Source organism: Priestia sp. D3YE.R1 (assembly GCF_049199565.1).
Classification (GTDB): Bacteria; Bacillota; Bacilli; order Bacillales; family Bacillaceae_H; genus Priestia; species Priestia aryabhattai.
In genome coordinates, this window is record NZ_JBLTHW010000003.1 from 338,041 (window position 1) to 356,932 (window position 18,892).

21 protein-coding genes and 1 pseudogene are annotated in these 18,892 nt (G+C 38.0%); 13 read left to right on the forward strand and 9 right to left on the reverse strand.

Annotated elements, in window-relative coordinates; genetic code table 11:
- Position 1: 1 nt before the first annotated feature.
- From ACOZIR_RS20035 to ACOZIR_RS20045, 3 genes are all read right to left on the reverse strand, one after another.
- Positions 2–196: a hypothetical protein gene (locus tag ACOZIR_RS20035; RefSeq protein WP_014460274.1), complete on the reverse strand. Its 195-nt coding sequence runs from the start codon at positions 194–196 to the stop codon at positions 2–4.
- A 101-nt stretch (positions 197–297) separates the two neighbouring features.
- Positions 298–840 (reverse strand): GNAT family N-acetyltransferase, encoded by a 543-nt coding sequence (locus ACOZIR_RS20040; protein ID WP_045290626.1) that lies wholly within the window; start codon positions 838–840, stop codon positions 298–300.
- Positions 841–941: 101 nt separating this feature from the next.
- Complete coding sequence (locus ACOZIR_RS20045) at positions 942–2,819, reverse strand: prenyltransferase/squalene oxidase repeat-containing protein (RefSeq protein ID WP_045290462.1); 1,878 nt, start codon at positions 2,817–2,819, stop codon at positions 942–944.
- Positions 2,820–2,961: 142 nt separating this feature from the next.
- Here ACOZIR_RS20045 and ACOZIR_RS20050 point away from each other — a divergent pair, with 142 nt between their 5' ends.
- The 3 genes from ACOZIR_RS20050 (at position 2,962) to ACOZIR_RS20060 (ending at position 5,908) form a co-directional block, all read left to right on the forward strand.
- Positions 2,962–4,002 (forward strand): C45 family autoproteolytic acyltransferase/hydolase, encoded by a 1,041-nt coding sequence (locus ACOZIR_RS20050; RefSeq protein WP_045290460.1) that lies wholly within the window; start codon positions 2,962–2,964, stop codon positions 4,000–4,002.
- A gap of 11 nt (positions 4,003–4,013) precedes the next feature.
- Positions 4,014–5,516, forward strand: coding sequence for a bifunctional ADP-dependent NAD(P)H-hydrate dehydratase/NAD(P)H-hydrate epimerase (locus ACOZIR_RS20055; protein ID WP_045290458.1), 1,503 nt, complete (start codon positions 4,014–4,016; stop codon positions 5,514–5,516).
- Positions 5,517–5,629: 113 nt separating this feature from the next.
- Positions 5,630–5,908, forward strand: a complete 279-nt coding sequence (locus tag ACOZIR_RS20060; protein ID WP_223260155.1) for a hypothetical protein — start codon at positions 5,630–5,632, stop codon at positions 5,906–5,908.
- 40 nt (positions 5,909–5,948) lie between these two features.
- On the opposite strand, the gene ACOZIR_RS20065 is transcribed toward ACOZIR_RS20060, so the two are convergent.
- The 3 genes from ACOZIR_RS20065 to ACOZIR_RS20075 form a co-directional block, all read right to left on the reverse strand.
- Positions 5,949–6,839, reverse strand: a complete 891-nt coding sequence (locus ACOZIR_RS20065; protein ID WP_045290456.1) for a PhzF family phenazine biosynthesis isomerase — start codon at positions 6,837–6,839, stop codon at positions 5,949–5,951.
- 144 nt (positions 6,840–6,983) lie between these two features.
- The gene (locus tag ACOZIR_RS20070; RefSeq protein ID WP_237758386.1) at positions 6,984–7,649 is read right to left on the reverse strand and encodes a hypothetical protein; all 666 of its coding nucleotides are present in this window, start codon (positions 7,647–7,649) and stop codon (positions 6,984–6,986) included.
- A 164-nt stretch (positions 7,650–7,813) separates the two neighbouring features.
- A complete protein-coding gene (locus tag ACOZIR_RS20075; RefSeq protein WP_045290452.1) occupies positions 7,814–8,587 on the reverse strand; it encodes a sulfite exporter TauE/SafE family protein in 774 nt (257 codons plus the stop codon).
- Between the two features lie 122 nt (positions 8,588–8,709).
- Between ACOZIR_RS20075 and ACOZIR_RS20080 the strand changes: the two genes are divergently transcribed.
- The gene (locus tag ACOZIR_RS20080) at positions 8,710–9,477 is read left to right on the forward strand and encodes a TrmB family transcriptional regulator (RefSeq protein WP_045290450.1); all 768 of its coding nucleotides are present in this window, start codon (positions 8,710–8,712) and stop codon (positions 9,475–9,477) included.
- Positions 9,478–9,505: 28 nt separating this feature from the next.
- On the opposite strand, the gene ACOZIR_RS20085 is transcribed toward ACOZIR_RS20080, so the two are convergent.
- Positions 9,506–10,132 carry an FMN-dependent NADH-azoreductase gene (locus ACOZIR_RS20085; protein ID WP_045290448.1) on the reverse strand — a complete coding sequence of 209 codons (627 nt, stop codon included), beginning with the start codon at positions 10,130–10,132 and terminating at the stop codon, positions 9,506–9,508.
- Positions 10,133–10,330: 198 nt separating this feature from the next.
- Here ACOZIR_RS20085 and ACOZIR_RS20090 point away from each other — a divergent pair, with 198 nt between their 5' ends.
- The 4 genes from ACOZIR_RS20090 (at position 10,331) to ACOZIR_RS20105 (ending at position 13,772) form a co-directional block, all read left to right on the forward strand.
- A complete protein-coding gene (locus ACOZIR_RS20090; protein ID WP_045290446.1) occupies positions 10,331–11,050 on the forward strand; it encodes an SDR family NAD(P)-dependent oxidoreductase in 720 nt (239 codons plus the stop codon).
- A 393-nt stretch (positions 11,051–11,443) separates the two neighbouring features.
- Positions 11,444–12,007: a class I SAM-dependent methyltransferase gene (locus tag ACOZIR_RS20095; RefSeq protein WP_045290444.1), complete on the forward strand. Its 564-nt coding sequence runs from the start codon at positions 11,444–11,446 to the stop codon at positions 12,005–12,007.
- Between the two features lie 11 nt (positions 12,008–12,018).
- Complete coding sequence (locus ACOZIR_RS20100) at positions 12,019–12,699, forward strand: response regulator transcription factor (RefSeq protein ID WP_045290442.1); 681 nt, start codon at positions 12,019–12,021, stop codon at positions 12,697–12,699.
- On the forward strand, positions 12,696–13,772 hold the full coding sequence (locus ACOZIR_RS20105) for a HAMP domain-containing sensor histidine kinase (protein WP_045290440.1): 1,077 nt from the start codon (positions 12,696–12,698) through the stop codon (positions 13,770–13,772). The genes ACOZIR_RS20100 and ACOZIR_RS20105 overlap by 4 nt, the downstream gene beginning before the upstream one ends.
- Here the strand turns inward: ACOZIR_RS20105 and ACOZIR_RS20110 are convergent.
- Entirely contained in the window at positions 13,763–15,205 is a 1,443-nt protein-coding gene (locus ACOZIR_RS20110) for a PLP-dependent aminotransferase family protein (RefSeq protein ID WP_310878707.1), read from the reverse strand. The genes ACOZIR_RS20105 and ACOZIR_RS20110 overlap by 10 nt on opposite strands.
- A 103-nt stretch (positions 15,206–15,308) precedes the next feature.
- Between ACOZIR_RS20110 and ACOZIR_RS20115 the strand changes: the two genes are divergently transcribed.
- The 4 genes from ACOZIR_RS20115 (at position 15,309) to ACOZIR_RS20130 (ending at position 18,015) form a co-directional block, all read left to right on the forward strand.
- On the forward strand, positions 15,309–15,920 hold the full coding sequence (locus ACOZIR_RS20115; protein ID WP_045290436.1) for a LysE/ArgO family amino acid transporter: 612 nt from the start codon (positions 15,309–15,311) through the stop codon (positions 15,918–15,920).
- Between the two features lie 58 nt (positions 15,921–15,978).
- Complete coding sequence (gene fosB / locus ACOZIR_RS20120; protein WP_045290434.1) at positions 15,979–16,407, forward strand: metallothiol transferase FosB; 429 nt, start codon at positions 15,979–15,981, stop codon at positions 16,405–16,407.
- A gap of 115 nt (positions 16,408–16,522) precedes the next feature.
- A complete protein-coding gene (locus ACOZIR_RS20125) occupies positions 16,523–16,720 on the forward strand; it encodes a hypothetical protein (RefSeq protein WP_016763981.1) in 198 nt (65 codons plus the stop codon).
- Positions 16,721–17,172: 452 nt separating this feature from the next.
- Positions 17,173–18,015 carry a hypothetical protein gene (locus ACOZIR_RS20130; RefSeq protein WP_045290432.1) on the forward strand — a complete coding sequence of 281 codons (843 nt, stop codon included), beginning with the start codon at positions 17,173–17,175 and terminating at the stop codon, positions 18,013–18,015.
- Positions 18,016–18,165: 150 nt separating this feature from the next.
- On the opposite strand, the pseudogene ACOZIR_RS20135 reads toward ACOZIR_RS20130, so the two are convergent.
- Positions 18,166–18,450, reverse strand: a pseudogene (locus ACOZIR_RS20135) (hypothetical protein); the annotation flags it as partial.
- Positions 18,451–18,692: 242 nt separating this feature from the next.
- Between ACOZIR_RS20135 and ACOZIR_RS20140 the strand changes: the two are divergent.
- Positions 18,693–18,890, forward strand: a complete 198-nt coding sequence (locus ACOZIR_RS20140; protein WP_045290429.1) for a hypothetical protein — start codon at positions 18,693–18,695, stop codon at positions 18,888–18,890.
- The last annotated feature ends 2 nt before the right edge of the window (positions 18,891–18,892 follow it).

An 18,892-nucleotide genomic window follows, 5' to 3' on the forward strand; every position in this document is an offset into this window, starting at 1 on the left:
GCTAGCGTCGAGAAACCTTCTTACATACCATGGGAAAAAGAGCGCTGCTTGCAATAGAAACCAGCTCATTGTGGAGATAATGTTTACATGCTACATAAATAGTGGTGCTGCAAATAATATCAATTAGTAAAAAAGCAGCAATGTCATGTTTGTCAATGGTTACAAATACAAAAGAGGAGGAATCATAAGTTGTCATCGTTGGCTCCTTTGGTTATATCGTTATGTTACTTTATTCACAAAAGGCTTGGGCTATACGAACTTTTAAAGAAGTACGATGATGACAGCTGGTTCTCTCCTCTACAGCTGATAATACTCTTGTTCGAGTATACTCATGATAATATCTGTCTGAAATGCTTCTTCAATAAAAGCACCTTCACGCTCTATTCCTTCTTTTACAAAACCGCATTTTTCATAACAAGCAATGGCTCTATAGTTGTACTCAAGCACTCGTAAATCAACTCTGTGCAAGTGAAGGTGTTCAAATGCGTACGCAAGTACCAATTTTGTAACTTCAGTGCCGAGCCCTTGATTCCAAACGGAAGAATCAAATAAACCAATTGCATACCGTGCGCGCCGGTCGTATTCGTTAACGGTCAGCCGGGCTTCTCCAACAAAGCGCTGCTGATATTCAATACACCAATTCAGCTTTTGAGACTTTATGTACTCGACATGCCGCTTGGCATCTTGTAATGTAAGAGGTTTTAAGTTTCGGGTATCGCCTCCGTACATGCGAATAAGTTCTTTTGTTTGCTTGCATGCTAAATAGTCATTTACATCGCTGTCTTTTGGTTTTCTTAGTATCACGTTTTTTCCTTTTAAAAGTGGTGAAACATTATTCATTTGATGCATCCTTTCTTTCCTAACATTAAAAAGGTATTCCACTTGTCTCCTAAAAAACCTGCTTTTATATATAAAAAGAAACAGCTATAGGCGCTGTTTCTTTACGAAGAATGTTTTTTTGCGTAGTGGGCAAGTGCAAGAAGAGGAAAAATATCATTGTAGCTGTGGTACTGAATATAAAATTGTCCAGGAAGACCAATTCCCGTGGGATAATGAATTTGCTGCTCTGTAAGATTTGGATTCAGTAAAAATTTAATTCCTTTTTCAACGGCTCGATCTTTTAACGGACATATTGTCATTAAAGCATCGAGAGCCCAAGCCGTTTGAGAAGGAGTGCTAAAGGGTAAAGGCACATATTTTTTTAAAGAAGCGCTATAGCATGATTCTCCGAATCCGCCGTCTTCTTGTTGAATGCTTTTGAGCCAATTGATGGCTTTGATGATACGCGGATCAGAAGCAGAAATTCCTACAGCACGGAGTCCTGTAATAGCGGCCCACGTTCCGTAAATGTAGCAAACACCCCACCGGCCGTACCAGCTCCCGTTATCCAATTGATGATCAAACAGCCATTTTACTGCAGCTTTAATCGAAGGATGGGATTTATTCATACCGGCAAAGTTTCCGAGGCACTCAAGCACTCGACCGGTTAAATCGGCAGTAGCCGGATCCGTCGCTGCATCTTTTGCATTTTCAAGCGGCAGATAAGTAAATAAAATAGAGTCGGTATTTTTTTCAAATGCAGCAAAACCCCCGTCTTTGTTTTGCATGGACAACAGCCAGTTAATGCCTCTTTGCCAAGACTCCAAATAATCTGTATCGGTTTGCGCTCTTCTAGAAAGAGCTCTGATAGCAGCAGACGTGTCGTCTAAGTCAGGGTTATTCGTATTAATATCGGAAAATCCCCAGCCTCCAGGTGCTGTATTTGGGTTATGAAACTGCCAGTCTCCAAGCTTTGTATGCTGTCTTTTCTTTAAGTAGCGAGTTGTGCCTTTAATCATGGGATCTTGCTGCGGTACACCTGCTTCTTGTAGAGCGTAAGATAGCAAGGCGGTATCCCAAACGGTTGACGTAGAGTTTTCTACGTGCACGTGGCCGCTGCATGTACTAAGTAGTGAACAAATACCGTCAATTGCTTTTTGAACCACAAATGAATCTTTTTTATAGCCAAGAGCCAAAAGACCGTAAATCATAAAAAAAGTAGAGGTGGCGTAGCTGTAGAGTGTACCATCTTTTTCGATTCTTTCCAGCATGTAACGCTCGGCTGCTTGATAACCAAGCTTGTGGATGTAAGAAGGTAAAGAAGCCAGCTGTTTTAAATGGTCGACTAAAAAAATAGAAGCGCGTGATTCCTGAGCAGTTTGATCCGATTCCTGTTTCTGTTCTCTTACATCTAAATGAGAAAGAGAAGGTGTATGCCTAGAAGTAAGTGAAAATTTTTTGTTTCCCGCTACCATCATCGGAACGAAGTGAATTCTGGCATAGGTGCTTAATTCATAAAAGTTAAGCGGTACATAGGTAGGGACGAGCAAAAGAGAAAGCGGGAGGTAAAATAGCTTTGGCCACTCGTATAAGCCGTTAACACAAAGCATCCATCTTGTGAGAAAATGGGCGCGAGAAATGCCTCCTGAATCTATAATATATCTTTCTGCTTTTCGTAAAATCCGGTCGTTTTTTTGGTAATAGCCTGAATATAAAAGAGCTGTATAAGCTTGAATAGTGGCGGATAAGTTATGTTCTTCATCATCAAACAACGTCCAAAGGCCATCTTCATTTTGAAGGGAAACGATCCGTTCGGTTAATTGTTTAATCAACACTTCTTTATCTAAATCAAAGGTGCGAAGAAGCATAATTAAAAACGCATCAGGCATAACGCCTGTTTCAAAACAGTAGCGAAATGACCCGTCATTTTTTTGTGTTGGGCGCAGATAGGCGATTCTTCGCTGAATCTCTAGCTGAACTTCCTTTAGCAATATGATCACCTCTTATGATAATGCTTTTCAATCTTTCGACCTGTTTCTTTATAACTGTATTCAAAGGAAGAGAGTTCTATGAGAGGAGAAAGTTGCAAAGAATAGAGCGCTTGCTGCACAATAAAGGTACTGGAAAATTGGAGTGATAAAAGTGAAAGAAATACAGGTAGAAGTTATTCAAGGGCGAGGCTCTTACCGAGAGCTTGGTGAAATGCAAGGGGAATTACATAAAGGGACAAAGCTGTTTGAAAATCATCAAAAAAGAAGAAAACGTTCATTACGAAGCTATCAAACGATAGCAAAAGAAGCTCGTCATTATTACGACTTATTTGCTCCCGGACTGTGGGATGAGCTAGTGGGCTTAGCAGAAGGCTTAGATTGGTCTCTTGAAGACGTTATACATGAGTACAGCGGGTATCAGCAAGAGTGGAAGAAAACGGGATGTTCTGCTCTTATGCAGCACGGCGTGTACGTGCGAAACTACGATTATCATCCTAAAACGTACGAAGGTCGATTTTTGCTTTTTCAGCCAAATGAAGGATATGCAAGCGTCGGGTTTGGAACAAGAATGATAGGGCGAATGGATGGAATGAACGAAAAGGGATTAGCAATTGGCTATCATTTTGTCAATCGCCGCCGTCAAACGAACGGATTTATTTGCTGTACGCTTGCGCGGTTTATTTTAGAAACATGTGAAACGACAGAAGAGGCTGTTGCTATTTTAGAAAGGGCACCGCACCGTCATGCGTTTAATTATTCCATTTATGACCGCAGCGGACAGGGAGCAGTAGTCGAAGCATCTGGACGAGGCGTTCATGTACAAAGAGGAACGATGATGGGGTGTACGAACCATTTTAATCAGCTAGTCGAAGAAAATCGTCATCATTTGGTAGAGTCAAGGGAAAGGCTCGATCATATTCGAGATCATATTGAAAAAAAGCTATCGCCTCTTGAAGCTTTCACTTTATTTAATGAAGATGAATACGGTATTTTTAAAGAAGATTACCGGAATTCTGCTGGAACGCTTCATACAGTGGCGTATGTACCGGAGACATTGCAAGTCATTGTCGGTATTGGACGAAAAGCAAAACCTCTTATTTTCTCGTTTGAAGATTGGATGAAAGGAGAACAATTAACTATAACGAAAATAAAAGGAACGGTAAATACAGACGAACCATTTCCGTTTCAGTAAGGAGCAGCATAATGAGAATTGTAACGAATCAAGAAATGTATCAAGTAGATGATTATATGATGAATACAATTGGGATGAGTGAAGAGTCCCTTATGGAAAATGCCGGGCAGGCTGCTGCAAACGTGCTGAGTGAGCGAATCGAACAATATGAAAAAATAGGGCTGCTTATAGGAACGGGAAACAACGGAGGAGACGGTTTTGTCATTGCACGTGCTTTGAAGTCAAAAGGCTATGAAGTTGACGTCTGGGTAGTTCCTGCACGGGAAAAAATAAAAGGCGCAGCCAAAAAAGCAATGATCATCTATGAAAATGCTGGATTCGCGTGGCAGTCGGCGGGAGACAACTTCTCTGTGAAAAAGTATACGGTCCTTATTGATTGTCTATTAGGTATAGGCGTAAAAGGCAGCATCAAATCACCTTATGATAACATTATAAAAAAAATAAACGACTCTAAGGCTTACATATACAGCATCGATGTCCCAAGTGGAGTAATGGAACAGAAGCAAGAGCTTACGATACGTGCAGATGCTACGATTACGCTTCAGCAGCCAAAAATCACGGCATTTACATACCCGAGCAAAGAAAGCTACGGTGAATTGATTATAGTAGATATCGGTATTCCGCCGCTAGCAATTGAAAAAAGCTCATTTCTTAAAGAGATATGGTCAACCCAGCATATTAAACAATCTTTTCCCATTCGGAATGCTTCGTCCAATAAAGGTACGCATGGAAAAGGAATCGTAATAGGAGGTTCACTCCAAACACCTGGAGCGCCAATGCTAACGTCAAAAGCAGCACTCACAAGCGGAGCAGGGCTTTTAACTCTTGCGCTTCCGAGTGATATTCATGCGATTGCAGCTGCTCACATGTTGGAAGTGATGTACAAGCCATGCCCAAGCAAAGATGGCTTTTTTGCAGGCGAGATTCCTTTAGAAGAAGCGAAGTATGATGCGGTTGCAGTCGGACCGGGGCTTGGGAGAACGAAAGAAACGAAGAAAGTCGTCGAGCAAGTGCTTCAACAGCCGGTTTCTGTTGTAATCGACGCAGATGCTCTTTTTCATCTGCCAGATTTGATGAAAGAAGTAAAAGAAAGAGCACACGCAACGATTTTAACACCTCATCCGGGAGAAATGGCTAGACTCGTGGATACAACAATCTCAGAAGTAGAAGAAAATCGATTTTTAATATCTAGACAATACGCAGTGGAAAATGGTGTGTACCTTGTATTAAAAGGTCCAAATACGATTGTTACAACACCTGCCGGGAAACAATATGTAAATACCACTGGAAACGCAGGACTTGCCAAAGGCGGAACGGGTGACACGTTAACGGGGATCATCCTCGCTTTTATCATGCAGCATGATTCTCTTCAAGAAGCAATCAGTAATGCGGTATATGTTCATGGAAAGGCGGCGGATGTGCTGCTCGATCAGGGGCATACAATGATAGATATTTTAGCAAGCGACGTTATTTCTGCACTTCCGGCAGTCTTCGGGCAGCTGAATGAGAAGTAATTTCTTCTAGATTATTAAAATTTGTTGACAAAATCCTTCAAAAAGTTGTCAAAACTCTGTGTAAATGATAACGTTATTTTACGTAAGATTTTACATAGAAAGAAAGTGATGTTGTGTACTACTCAATGAGACCAAGAGGCATTCATTTAGCTGTGCCTACACTTTTCTTCCTTATTACAGTCGTGTTATTTGCGATGATGCAGTTTGGGTTTTATTTGGATTCCAGCATTCTTCGTAAAATTTGGGTCATCATTATGGCTTTGTTGCCCATTGCTGGACTAATCACGGCTATTAAAGGTAGAAGAGGAAGCGCAAAGCCGTGGTTAATTATAGGGAACGTGATTCTTATTTTAACCGTTACAATAATGAGCGTACAGGCTATTATTTATTAAACAAAAAAACGTGTTCGCCAAAAAGGCGGACACGTTTTTATTAGGAAAGAGAAACGATTTGCTTTGTTACATAGGCAGCTTCTCCTGCGATTACCACACCATACGTATTCTCTTTTTTTGTAATTTCTACATGAACGAATCCATCTCTATCTATTTCCTGTCCTTGCTCAATCACAAATTGCCAGCGGTCGTTTTTTTGCTGATCCACATATCTCGCATAATAGGCGCCCATCACGCCAGAAGCCGTTCCAGTTACAGCATCTTCTACTGTACCCGAAAATGGTGAAGAGAAATGTCTTCCGTGCATATGAGCTTCTGAGTGAATCGTTTCAAAACAAAAGGGATGAATAGATGCTTTTGGCATATCTGTTAAAATGTGAGGGAAATCTTCTTGATTAGGCTTCATCTTTTTACAGGCATCTAAACTTTTTAACGGTACAATAAGCGTCCAGTTTCCTGTACTTCCATATACAATAGGAAGTCTTTGATCAAGGTCATCAATATGAAGATTAAGAGCTCTTGCCAGCTTTTCTTTTGAACCTGAAAACGGATGAAACTGCGGAGAAGCTTGACTCATGGTGATAACAGGTTGTCCGTTTCTATTCTGCACAGTCATCGGTAAAATTCCAGCATTTGTTTCAACCGTAAATGTAGTTTTTGGAAGTTTGTTTTTACTATGTAAAGCATAAAGAGAAGCGACGGTCGCATGGCCGCACAAATCCGCTTCTTGTCCAGGCGTAAAGTATCGAATTCGTAAATCAGCACGGGAAGAGTTCATGATAAAAGCCGTTTCATTAAACTGTGCTTGATAAGCAATCTTCTGCATTTCTTCAGCTGAAAAATCATCTCCGTTAAACACAATTCCCGCAGGATTTCCTTTATTAGGGCGCGTGCTAAACGCGTCGTATTGATACACAATCGCTTCTTTCATAAAAATCCCCTCCATTTTTATATTATTATATGAAAGCTATAACCATCGTTATTAAATGATCCGCTATTAAAATAGTGAAGTACCTGAACGTTATTCAGAATAAAAAAACAGCAGTTTTTACCTGCTGCTTTTCACTTCGCAAAACTATTCTTCCATCGCGGCATTTATTCCTTCTTTTCTAACTTCTAGCATATGAGTAGCTTTTTTATCAATATCTTTAGCTGTATCGGAAGAAATGACGCCTACGCTGCTTAAGTCATAGGCAAGACTTGTAACAAGCAGCTGCTCTCTTTGTGCTAGTGTGCCGTATGTAAGTGCAGCGGTTTTAGCTTGAATGCCACTCGTATTTAATTCATCAGTAGAAGAAGCTGCTTCTTTTTTTGCGGCTATTGCTTCTTGATAAAGAGAATCATATCCTCCAAACCCCACTTGGGCAATTAGAAAGTTATAAATGTCATCGGCCGATTTTTTAGAAGGCTGAGAAAAAGCTCTTTGAAATTTATTGCGCGGTAAAAATTTTAAGGATGCTTGCCTGCCATCTTCATAAATTTTTTCTTGTATTTCTTTAGTAGCTTTTTCGTCGCTTTTTTTCTGTGCTGCATCTAGCTGTTTGCGATATTTTTGAATAATGACTCCGTCCTGCTGATCGTTTCCCTCTTTGAAAGTAGCCGCAGCTTGTGGAACATCTGACGTTGCTAGCGTCTCAGTAGCGTTCTCTGAAGAAGAAAAGAACGTATTTTTGACAAAAATAAGTACAAAGATCAGCAAAATAAACCATAAAAACCTGAATTTCTTAAACAAAATGTTCACCTCTGTATAAGGTTTCTAAATTATGTAAAACAACATGGACTAGTATACAACAATTTTAGTGTTTTTTTACACATTTACCCAAAAATAAGAAAATAGTAAGAGGTGGTTTTATTAATCTAATAGATATATAGGTTCATTGTTATGGTTCTAAAGAAACCATTGATCTATTTGTACTGATTCACATAATCGAATATGTTTTTGCTAATAAGACTTAAAGTGACAAGGATAAAAAGCGTTCGGACGTACGTCACGCCTTTTGATAAAGCGACGTTTGATCCCACAAAAGAACCTACGATCATCGCAAACCCCATAATTAATCCGTAAGAAAATACAACAGAATCAAAATATAAAAACACAAGCAAAGCACCTAAATTACTGCCGAAATTTAAAAACTTTGCGCTGCCTGCTGACTGCAGGAAATCAAATCCCATAAATAAAAAAGCAAATAAAATAAATGAACCTGTACCTGCTCCTAAAAATCCGTCGTAAAAGCCAATGATAAAAATAAGGGCGGTAAAAAAAATAAGCTTTTTGATAGACAGCGGCTTATACGTGGACGTAGCACCCCAGTTTTTTTTGAAAATCGTATAAATAGCGACCAAAACAAGGAGAATTAAAATAACCGGTTTTAAAAAAGCAGAGGATAGAAAATGAACGGTGATTGAGCCTCCTAAAGAACCGATAAATACGAAAGGAAACCATTTACCTACAACGGGAAAATCGACTTTTCCAGATTTGACAAATCGAATAGTACTCGTTAATACGCCCATCGTGCCAGCTAATTTATTTGTAGCTAAGGCAGCAGCCGGAGGCAGGCCTAAAAATAAAAGGGCAGGCGTTGAAATTAAACCGCCTCCGCCAACTACAGAGTCAATGAATGCAGCTAAGAACCCAAATAGTAAAAGCAATAGTACAATCTGTAAACTTAATTCTTCCATAAAGCACCTTCCTCATGTCATAATATATAGTGACTACTTAAATAGTAACTATATAAAAAGCAGTTGTAAATATGTAAATGATGAAAATTTCAAATAACTTAAAAAACAGGGAGGTTTCCTTTATGGAAAATATTATTCAGCAGCTGCAGTCGCTTGGATTTAATCAGTACGAATCAAAAGTGTACGTGACGCTTGTCAAAAAAGGATCTTCCACTGCTTATGGCATTAGTAAACACTCAGGTGTGCCAAGAGCGCGTGTATACGATATTTTACAAACACTAGAGGAAAAAGGCATGGTGTTAAAAGAAGAGAGTAATGATGGCACTCAGTACACGTCGCTGCCCGTCGATGCTTTTTTGCATTCACTGCAGAAAAAATGGAACGAAACGTATGAAGACGTTAGCGAAACGCTTAAACGTCTTGAAGCTGCAGAGTCTATAGAAGAAAGCCGGGTTATGACGATGAAAGGAGAAACTGCCATTCTTGCTTTTTGTGAGTCGCTATTGTCAAAAGCAAAAAATAAAATTGTCATCTCGCTTTGGCCCGATATTTATAATGAGTTGAAGCCTCTTTTATTACAGCTAAGGGAGAGCGTAACACTAAAAGGAATTGTGTTTGAACAAGATGAAGCGATGGAGGAATTTGACCGGCACCGTCATACAAGCTATACCGAAAACATTGGGAATCAAAACTGGTTTATTATATCTGTTGACAGCAGTGAAATGATTTATGGTCATAAAGAAATGGCTTACTATACAAATAACGCAGTCAACATTAATTTACTTGAAAACTATATTTGGCATGATATTCTCGTTAACAGGCTTGTAGAAAAAAGTGATCGAGAAATGGACAGGTGGATTGAAAAGGAAAGAGAAAGCTTTTTTGCGTAGAAAAACCCGCTTTACGCGGGTTTTTGTATTAAAAAGTTTGTGCAAGTTTTTTTGCTTCTGCTATTCCTTTTTCTTTAATTTCTTGGGCTTTGTCTGGCATTGCGTTATGCCCTTCGACAAAAATGCCGTCTAATGAAGGGACTCCAAAGAAATTCATCATAATTCCAATATAACGATGTCCCATTTCCATCTCAGCTGCAGGACCTTCAGAATAAATGCCTCCGCGTGCTTGAATATGAAGCGCTTTTTTATCCGTTAATAGCCCAACAGGACCTTCTGCCGTGTATTTAAATGACTTACCTGCTACGGCTACAGAGTCTAAATAAGCTTTCATAACCGGTGGAAACGAAAAGTTCCACATTGGCGTTACAAAAACATATTTGTCCGCTCCTACAAACTGTTCGCTCAGTTCTGCAAGGCGATTGACCTTTTCTTGTTCGTGAGAAGAGAGTTCCGAGCCAGACTGCAGTTTGCCCCATCCGCTGAATACATCTGCATCAATATGAGGGATATTTTCTTTATAAAGGTCAATATGTGCAACTTCGTCACTTGCATTGTGCTCTTTGTAAGCATCGATAAACGCTTTTCCAGTTGCCATACTGAATGATTGAGACTCATCGTGAGGATGAGCTGTAATATAAAGTACTTTTGCCATGTCTTATCATCTCTTTCTTATTTGGAATAATGTACTGTCTTATCGTTATCACTCGTATAAAAAACTATACGTTCTTTGTCAGGTAAGCTAAAAAAGAGCGCAAGAAAGGGATGTTCATATAGAAAATAATGGTATAATAAATGTTTGAATATTTACATAAAAAGTATGTGTAACAGAAAGTAGATAAGAGGTGTCGAGATGAAAGAAAAATGGATAATCGTCACGGGTGCAGGTTCTGGAATTGGCAAAGAAATTGTAAAAGAATGTGTGTCGAAGGGCTATTCAGTTATTGCTTGTGATATTAATGAAGGAGCTTTGAGACAGCTAGCTGAAGATACAAAGGGCCATATTGAAACGTATGTAGTAGATGTTAAAAAAGGAAACGATGTAAAAGATCTTTTTTATCAAATAAAAGATAAAAGTTTGTATGGGTTAGTTAATAATGCGGGTGTATATTTAGGGAAAAATTTATTGGATTATGAAGAAAGCGAAATAGATGTTGTGATGGACATTAATATTAAAGGATATATTTATTTTTCCAAATACTTTGGCGAATTATTAATGGAAAAGGAAACAGAAGGAGCGATTATTAATATATCGTCCGTATCGCGAATGGAAGGAAGCTCCGATGCTATATATGGAATGTCTAAAGCAGCGGTATTAGGATTAACCAAGAGCTGTGCAATGAATTTTTCTCCTTATATCCGGGTGAATGCCGTAGCGCCTACAATGGTAAATACCGATATGATGAAAAGTATTCCAGAGTGGCGCAAAAATGAATACATCGCCCATCAGCTGATTCCAAGCTTTGTTACGCCTCAAGACGTGGCAGATACGGTTCTTTTTTTACTGAGTCCTCAATCAAAACATTATACAGGAGCCACCTTTGATTTAAATAGCGGATGTTATTTACGCTGAATACTCTTTCAAAAGGAATTGAGACATTAACTACATCAATCCAAAGACGTACAAATGGGATAAATAGTATGACGCTTGTTACACCGCAGTTGATTTCCGTGCAAGACTGCGCTTTCCGCGGGCGGCCGATGAGCCTGCTCGTCGCTTGCGCTCCAATCACCGGCTAGAAGCTGCTACATACCTGAAACCTACGTTCACCATAACCATAAAAAATCCGAACGAACTTGATTCTCAATAAAGAATCTCAATTCATCGTTCGGACCTTTCTTCAACTAAAATACGTTTGTCACATCCTCCTTTTTATTTTCTTAAGAATTCTTAAGAAATTTACTTAACGTTTCTTTAGTTTTTTTTTCTATTCTAGAAAGAAAGAGTAGAAAGAAGGAATAGAAAATGAATTTAGCTTTTATGTATCAATATTTTCACCAGCCGCGAACGGTAGGAGCACTTTTGCCAAGCTCTACGCACTTAGCGAAAAAAATGGTAAAAGGGATTGATTTTGAACATGCAGCCTGTATAGTAGAGTACGGGCCAGGAACCGGAGTTTTCACCCGTGAATTAATAAGAAGACGAAGCGCTCAGACAACTTTGCTTCTTATCGAATACAATCGGCATTTTTACGAAAAAGTAAAGGAACAAGTAAAAGATGAAAAAAATGTGTATGTGATACACGGATCCGCTGAACATGTTCAAAAGTACTTGATCCAGTATGATATTCCAAAAGTGGATTACGTACTATCAGGTCTTCCTTTTGCTTCTTTAACGTCTGAAGTGTCGGACTGTATCTTGCAAAACACGCGCAGCGTATTAGCCGATGGAGGGAAATTTATTACGTTTCAGTATACGAATTTAAAAAAACAGCTGATCCGCTCGTTTTTTCCGCATATTAAAGTTGAAAAAGAGTGGAGAAACGTTCCTCCCGCATACATTTTTACATGCGAAAAGAATGAGATATAAGGAGTTTGTAAATGAAAGACAGAATTTTAATTATAGATGACGATGAGCAAATTCGTAATCTAATTGCTATTTACTTAGAAAATGAAGGATTTGAAACGCTGAAAGTTTCTAATGCTGTATCTGGCTTAGCGCTTTTAGAGGAACAAGAAGTAGATTTAATTATATTAGATATTATGATGCCGCAGATGAATGGCATTGATGCTGCTTTTAAAATACGTGAAGAAAAAAACATGCCCATTATTATGCTGTCGGCTAAGTCAGAAGATATGGACAAAATTTCTGGTCTAACAGCAGGCGCAGATGATTACTTAACAAAACCATTTAATCCTCTCGAGCTCATCGCACGAGTCAAATCACAAATTAGACGCTATAAAAAATACAATGAACGCGCTGAGCGTGACGTTATTCAAATTGGCGATTTGGAAATTAACCGCAGCACTCGCCTTGTATTTGTGCGCAGCCAAGAAGTTCGTTTAACGCCAAAAGAGTTTGATATTTTAGAGCTGCTGGCACGCAACAAAGGAACAGTGATGAGTATGGGGAAAATATATGAATCCGTGTGGCAAGAAGACGCGTTTAAATCGGATAATACCGTAATGGTCCATATCACAAAAATCCGCGAAAAAATTGAGGATAATCCGAAAAAACCGATTTATATTAAAACCATATGGGGCGTAGGATACAGGATATGAGAAGAATAAGTGTAAAGCTTCTTTTTGCTATCATTATAAGTTTTTTGGCTACCAATTTAATTTTTATTTTAATTGCTAGGCTTGTTTTGAGGAGGTATATACAAGAAGAGAAAATGAATGTCCCTGCATATAATGTATTGGCGTTTGGACTTTTCTTTATCGCCGTTGTGGTTTTTGTTTTGGTTTTTTTAGTACTTATTCGTTCTCATATTCGTTATATGAAAGAAATCTCTAAACAAGTTCAAAAAATCTCACATGGAGATTTAGGGGCAACCATTCATGTGCGAGGAAAAGATGAGCTTGCTGAATTAAGTCAAAACATTAACAAAATGTCTGCGCAGCTTCGTACAAAGTTTGATCGCGAACGAGAAATCGAACAGGTAAAAAATGAGCTAATCTCAAGTGTGTCTCATGATTTGCGTACGCCCTTAACTTCCATTGTCGGGTACCTCGATTTAATCAAAAAAAGAGAACAGTTGGATGATGAAAAGTTAGATAGCTACTTATATATTGTGGATTCAAAAGCAAATTATTTAACGGATTTAATAGACGAGTTGTTTGACTATACAAAATTAACGAGTCCGGATTTTCAGCTTCAGCGAAATGAGGTTGATATGAAACGTTTGCTTCAGCAGGTAATAGGAGAGTACGAACCGATTTTAACGAGAGAAGGAATTGACGTTCAGACGAACTTTACTTGTGAATGGAATGCATTTATTGATGTAGAAAAAATGGTAAGAGTATTTCAAAATTTGCTCGAAAATGCCAAGAAGTACAGCGAAAAGCCTTCCGTATTAGAGGTGAATCAGGAAATTGATGAGAATTCGTTGGTAATTTCCTTTAGGAACAGCATTAGCATCAGTGAAAAACTTGAGGTGGAAAAGTTATTTGACCGATTTTATCGAGGTGATGAATCAAGAACGAACGCAAATGGTTCAGGTTTAGGACTGGCTATTGCAAAACAAATCATTCAGCTGCATCAAGGAGAGATACGAGCGGATCTTCAGCATAATAAGCTCACTTTTTTTATAAAGCTGCCCTTAACACAAGAAAGCCTTAAGAATCACGTGTAAAGATTCTTAAGGCTTTTTGCGACTATTTTGATGCCGTATTCAAATTCTGCAAGCGTTGCATAAGAAAAGGATATTCTGATATGCTGTGATGTCTCATGGTCATACAATGCGCCTGGATTTAAAAGAACGCCTTCGTCGAGACAGTGCTTAAATAATTTCCGCATTGAAACAGGTGTATGGAGCGTAAGCCAAAAATAAAAACCTCCGCTCGGAGCATTCCACGCAGCAAGACTTTTTAAATGCTTCTCTAAAATAGTCTGTGCTTGTTGAGATTTTTCTTTTAATTTATAGCGTACGTTGATAACGTGCTTGTCGTAGATTCCTGTCTTAAGAGCTTCAGCAGCTGCCCATTGAGATAAGGAGCTGGCTCCGTAGTCAACTTGCATTTTAAGGTCGGCTAATCGCTCAATTACATGTTCAGGCCCGACAATCCATCCAATTCGAAATCCTGGACTGAATGTTTTAGAGAACGTTCCTAAATAAAGAACCATTCCATTTTTATCTCGAGCTTTTAATGAAAGTGGAGGCGGTGAATGGAACCAAAGCTCTCCGTACGCATCATCTTCAATAATAGGCAAATGCATTCTTTCACATTGGTGAAGCAGCTCTTGGCGCCTTTGTTCACTCATCGTCACATTGGTGGGGTTATGAAAGTTCGGTATCGTATATAAAGCTGTGCCTTTTTCTTTTTTATGCTGGTCTTTTAATGAAGATAATTTCATTCCTTCTTCGTCTAACGAAACGCCCGTTACTTTCATTTGTGCGGACTGAAATAACGGCAAAGAATAAAGATAAGAAGGCTTTTCAGCTAATATATTGGCACCTGGAGACAGCAGGCCGATTGAAATTAGCTGCAGCGCTTGAAGAGAGCCAGATACAACTAAAATAGATGAAGGAGACGTTTCAATGCCTCGTTTTTTTACATGCTTCACTAGCTCTTGTCGCAGTTCATCGTTGCCGTTTGGATGCTCATAGCCCAAGTGTACGCTTCTATGTTTCATTCCCCTGAACAACTCGGAAAGCTGATGGGAAGGAAGCAGGTCAGGTGCTAACTCTCCGGTTCCTAAACGAATAATGCCCGGTTGAAATTCAGCTTCGTTAATATGGCGGATAGTCGGAGAATTTGGTTGGTATATTCCTGCTTCTACATACGAATTCCAGTTCATCTGAGAAGCTGATGCGAGTAAGCTCCACGTATTGTTGATGACCTTGGTGCCGCCACCTTTGTTTCCACTGAGAAGTCCTTCAGCAATTAAGTTTTCGGTTGCCGTCACCACCGTGCTTCTATTTACAGAAAAGCTAGCAGCTAAATGGCGCTGCGAAGGAATTTTAGTTCCAATAGGCCACTCTCCATTTGTAATTTTCTCTTTCATATACTCTTGAATTTGTTTGTGTATTGGCTTTTTATCAGCCGGATTTGGAATCCAATTCATGTGATACCACCTTTTTGTAATTTGGTTGGTATTATAAATCAAAACTTGGATGGAGACAACAGGGTACGTCAATTGTAAGATGAAAGAGAAAGGAGAGAGTAATATGTTTACAGTGGTTATGCATGCTTTGTTGTTAGCATTCGGTTTGATTTTACCTTTAGGAGTACAAAATGTATTTGTTTTTAATCAAGGAGCAAATCAACGAACCTTTAAACAGGCGCTTCCCGTAGTGGTGACGGCTTCTGTTTGTGATACGATTTTAATTGTAGTTGCAGTGCTGGGAGTTTCGGCAGTAGCCGCTTCTTTTTCAGTTTTCCAAACGCTTATTTTTGGAATAGGTCTTCTTTTTTTAGCGTATATGGGTTTTGTGACGTGGAAGAGCGAACCTTCAAAAACGTCAGTAAAGGTAGGAATGACGGTAAAAGCGCAAATTCTATTTGCTGCGTCTGTCTCTCTGCTAAATCCTCATGCGCTGATGGATATTATGGGCGTAATCGGAACAAATTCTCTGCTGTATAGCGGAAAAGAAAAATGGATTTTTACGCTCGTTACGATATGTGTTTCATGGATATGGTTTTTATCCTTAGCTTTTGCAGGAAAAGCAGTAGGGAAAATGGATTCAAATGGAAAAATAATGATCTGGATCAATAAGGCTTCTGCATGCATGATTTGGGGAGTGGCTCTTTACATGGCAAAAAGTATGTTTTTTAAGTAGAATAGGTGCTAAAAGGAGAGTTATGTAATACTTTTTTTGTAGAAAGCGAGGGTAAAAGATGATTCAAGGAATTAATCACATGTGCTTTTCTGTGTCAAATTTAGAGCAATCCATCACATTTTATCAAAAAGTGTTAGGAGCGGAACTTTTAGTAAAAGGAAAGTCCACCGCTTACTTTAGTCTAAATGGATTGTGGCTGGCGTTAAACGAAGAAGAAAATATTCCTAGATCAGAAATTCAGTATTCTTATACTCATTTAGCATTTTCTATTTCCGTTGAAAGCTTTGACGAGGCAAAAGAGCTGTTAAAACAGCATAATGTAAATATCTTACCGGGAAGGAACCGTGACGAGAGAGACAAAAACTCCATTTATTTTACGGACCCAGACGGCCATAAATTTGAATTTCACACCGGTACGCTCCAAGACCGCTTAACGTATTATCAAGAAACAAAACCTCATATGAAATTTTATTCGCTAAAAGAGTAGTACTAAAATAGTTATATAAGGTTACAATTTTATTACATTCGCATTCCTCTCTCAGTTATCATTAAATAAACGATTCCGTTGTGATATAATGGAAAAAAAGTGAGGAGGAGGAAGAATGTATACCGCAAAACAGGTGAAGTTTGGTTCGCATATTGTGATAGGCGTACTTTTCGGCATCCTAGCTGCAATGTTAATCGGCACTTTTTATCAAAATGTACCGGGTGTATTACCGTACGGGATGATTAGCGGACTTGCAGTAGGACTCATAGCAGATACATATTATACAATTAAAACAAAAATAAAGGTTATCTAATTAATATAGTGTAGTGCTATCTTCAGGAGAAATAAAAGATTCCTCTTGAAAATAGTACTATTTTTATGAAGAAAATGGTTGATTTCTATTTTAGAAAAACAAGTCAACCATATTATTTTGAATCAGAACTAGAGGTTGAAATATCAAATTAACTCTAAGTATAGAATTATATGTTAAAGTAAATAACCATTTTCTAAACAGTGAAACGGTTTTTACTTTTTTTCTAATTAGTTTTAATGCGCGTAAGATAAAAGATCTAATAACTAAGCAATTGTTAGTAAAACTGCGGATAAGAGTTTTTTTAAAGCTGCTATTAACAGATAAAATATTGTTGTTTCTAAAGGTTCATCTATGGAAAACTTGATAATTTTTCTAAAATCGTTCTTTTGGAGTGCATAATATATGCTATCATTGTTGGGTGAAAAAACTACATACCAAAAAAAGGAGAAAAAATGAAGAATTTAAAAAAAATCGGCCTAGGACTTGTAGCATCACTGTTATCTATTAGTTTAGTAGCTTGTGGGTCAACAAAAGAAGAGAAAAAACAAGAAGAGGCTAAACAAGAGCAGAAACAAATGGGGAAAGAAAAGAAAGAACTAGAACAAAAAATCTCTAAATTAGAGAGTGACTATGAAGACTATACAAAAGAAAAAGGATATATGGAATCTGATGATTATCTTGTTTTTGAAGCAGACTTTAACATCCTAGCAAAGTCAATTGAAAGCAAGAATATTCTTCAGGGCGATGATGGTGAAATAGACAAACACTTAAAAGACTTAAAAACTGAGATAGACAATTTAAGTAATGATCAAGCAATAAAAGCTCAGAAGCGTTATGGTTCAGCAGTAGATGTGTACGAGGCTGCAATAGGTACTCACTTACATTATGTATTAACTAAAGCAGATATTACTCAGCACTTTAATGCGGTGAACACTATTGAGTTAGACAAAGATTTTAATGCAGATAACTATGATTATGAAAAAATTGATGCGGACGCAACTGAGGCTATTAAGTCCATACAAGGCACTCCTATGAAAAGAATAAAGCTTATTAAGGAAGAATTGGAGAAATATAAAGCTAGTTTTAGTACTGAAGAATATAAACAATTGTCTTCCGCAGTCAATGGCATATCTTTGTCATTAAATAAACAAGTTGAAATGTTAGAAGTTCTGCAAAAACAAAGCGGTAAGGATAAATCAACTTTAGAAGAAAATACGAAAATTGCTGAAACACAATTTTTAGATGCTAAAGAAAAAGTGTCTGCATTTGAATCTAAATTAGATATTCAAATGTAAGATAAGTACTTTGAATACAATTGTTTATTAAAAGAAGTCGTTTCTTATACAAAGAAACGGCTTCTGATTATTTTTCTCTATTAATCTTAGATGTACGTAAGAAGAAAGAGAGTAATAACGCAATTAGAGCCAATAGCGTCGCAAATAAGAATACATCGTTCCTACCATATCTATAGTCGAAGTTGTTATTGCTTTAGCGAGGTGTCCCGTAGCTTGTTGCGTCATAACTGTAACAAATATAGCAGTACCAATCAAACCTGCAACTTGACGAATTGTATTATTTAAAGCTGTACCGCGAGAAATTAAATGTTGAGGTAATTGGTTCATACATTCAGTCACAGTCGGCATCATAATTAATGCACTTGGCAATAATAGTAGATCTGATTGAAGCGGCGTAAAGCCTCGAATGCTTTGTAGATAAATTGGTAGCAGTAACTTTGTATTTTTGAAATTATTTAGGATGAAACATAAAAAGCTATAATCAGATTTGCTGAAAATCAATTCAAGAATTATCGATGTAATTTTCTGAAATCTTCCTTCGTACTAAAACGTATAGTAAGTATAGGGAATGTTAATTTAAATTCCTTTTTGCGGAAAAACATTTAATATACAGTCGGAGGATATATGCTGTATTACGCGACGCTAGGTGAACTAAAGAAGAAAGAGGGGGTATTAAAATGACAATGTGGCTGTGGGCAGGCGGATGTATAGTGTTTTTGTTAGCGATGGGTTACATTGCAGATCGTGTAGCAATAAGGAGAAACATTGAATTTAGTCCGGAGGATGGAATTAAAAATGCTACAGATGCAGAACAAATATATGTGGAGAGCTATTTGAATGAAACAAAAAATACGAATAATAATATACCGCTTTAATA

Bases quoted from the DNA above. Each gene is read 5' to 3' on its own strand.
- ACOZIR_RS20035 (WP_014460274.1), bottom strand. From the start codon at position 196: ATGACAACTTATGATTCCTCCTCTTTTGTATTTGTAACCATTGACAAA.
- ACOZIR_RS20130 (WP_045290432.1), top strand. From the start codon at position 17,173: ATGAAGAATTTAAAAAAAATCGGCCTAGGACTTGTAGCATCACTGTTA.
- ACOZIR_RS20080 (WP_045290450.1), top strand. From the start codon at position 8,710: ATGGAAAATATTATTCAGCAGCTGCAGTCGCTTGGATTTAATCAGTAC.
- ACOZIR_RS20055 (WP_045290458.1), top strand. From the start codon at position 4,014: ATGAGAATTGTAACGAATCAAGAAATGTATCAAGTAGATGATTATATG.
- ACOZIR_RS20075 (WP_045290452.1), bottom strand. From the start codon at position 8,587: ATGGAAGAATTAAGTTTACAGATTGTACTATTGCTTTTACTATTTGGG.
- ACOZIR_RS20140 (WP_045290429.1), top strand. From the start codon at position 18,693: ATGACAATGTGGCTGTGGGCAGGCGGATGTATAGTGTTTTTGTTAGCG.
- ACOZIR_RS20125 (WP_016763981.1), top strand. From the start codon at position 16,523: ATGTATACCGCAAAACAGGTGAAGTTTGGTTCGCATATTGTGATAGGC.
- ACOZIR_RS20040 (WP_045290626.1), bottom strand. From the start codon at position 840: ATGAATAATGTTTCACCACTTTTAAAAGGAAAAAACGTGATACTAAGA.
- ACOZIR_RS20105 (WP_045290440.1), top strand. From the start codon at position 12,696: ATGAGAAGAATAAGTGTAAAGCTTCTTTTTGCTATCATTATAAGTTTT.
- ACOZIR_RS20085 (WP_045290448.1), bottom strand. From the start codon at position 10,132: ATGGCAAAAGTACTTTATATTACAGCTCATCCTCACGATGAGTCTCAA.
- fosB (WP_045290434.1), top strand. From the start codon at position 15,979: ATGATTCAAGGAATTAATCACATGTGCTTTTCTGTGTCAAATTTAGAG.
- ACOZIR_RS20065 (WP_045290456.1), bottom strand. From the start codon at position 6,839: ATGAAAGAAGCGATTGTGTATCAATACGACGCGTTTAGCACGCGCCCT.
- ACOZIR_RS20090 (WP_045290446.1), top strand. From the start codon at position 10,331: ATGAAAGAAAAATGGATAATCGTCACGGGTGCAGGTTCTGGAATTGGC.
- ACOZIR_RS20100 (WP_045290442.1), top strand. From the start codon at position 12,019: ATGAAAGACAGAATTTTAATTATAGATGACGATGAGCAAATTCGTAAT.
- ACOZIR_RS20115 (WP_045290436.1), top strand. From the start codon at position 15,309: ATGTTTACAGTGGTTATGCATGCTTTGTTGTTAGCATTCGGTTTGATT.
- ACOZIR_RS20110 (WP_310878707.1), bottom strand. From the start codon at position 15,205: ATGAATTGGATTCCAAATCCGGCTGATAAAAAGCCAATACACAAACAA.
- ACOZIR_RS20095 (WP_045290444.1), top strand. From the start codon at position 11,444: ATGAATTTAGCTTTTATGTATCAATATTTTCACCAGCCGCGAACGGTA.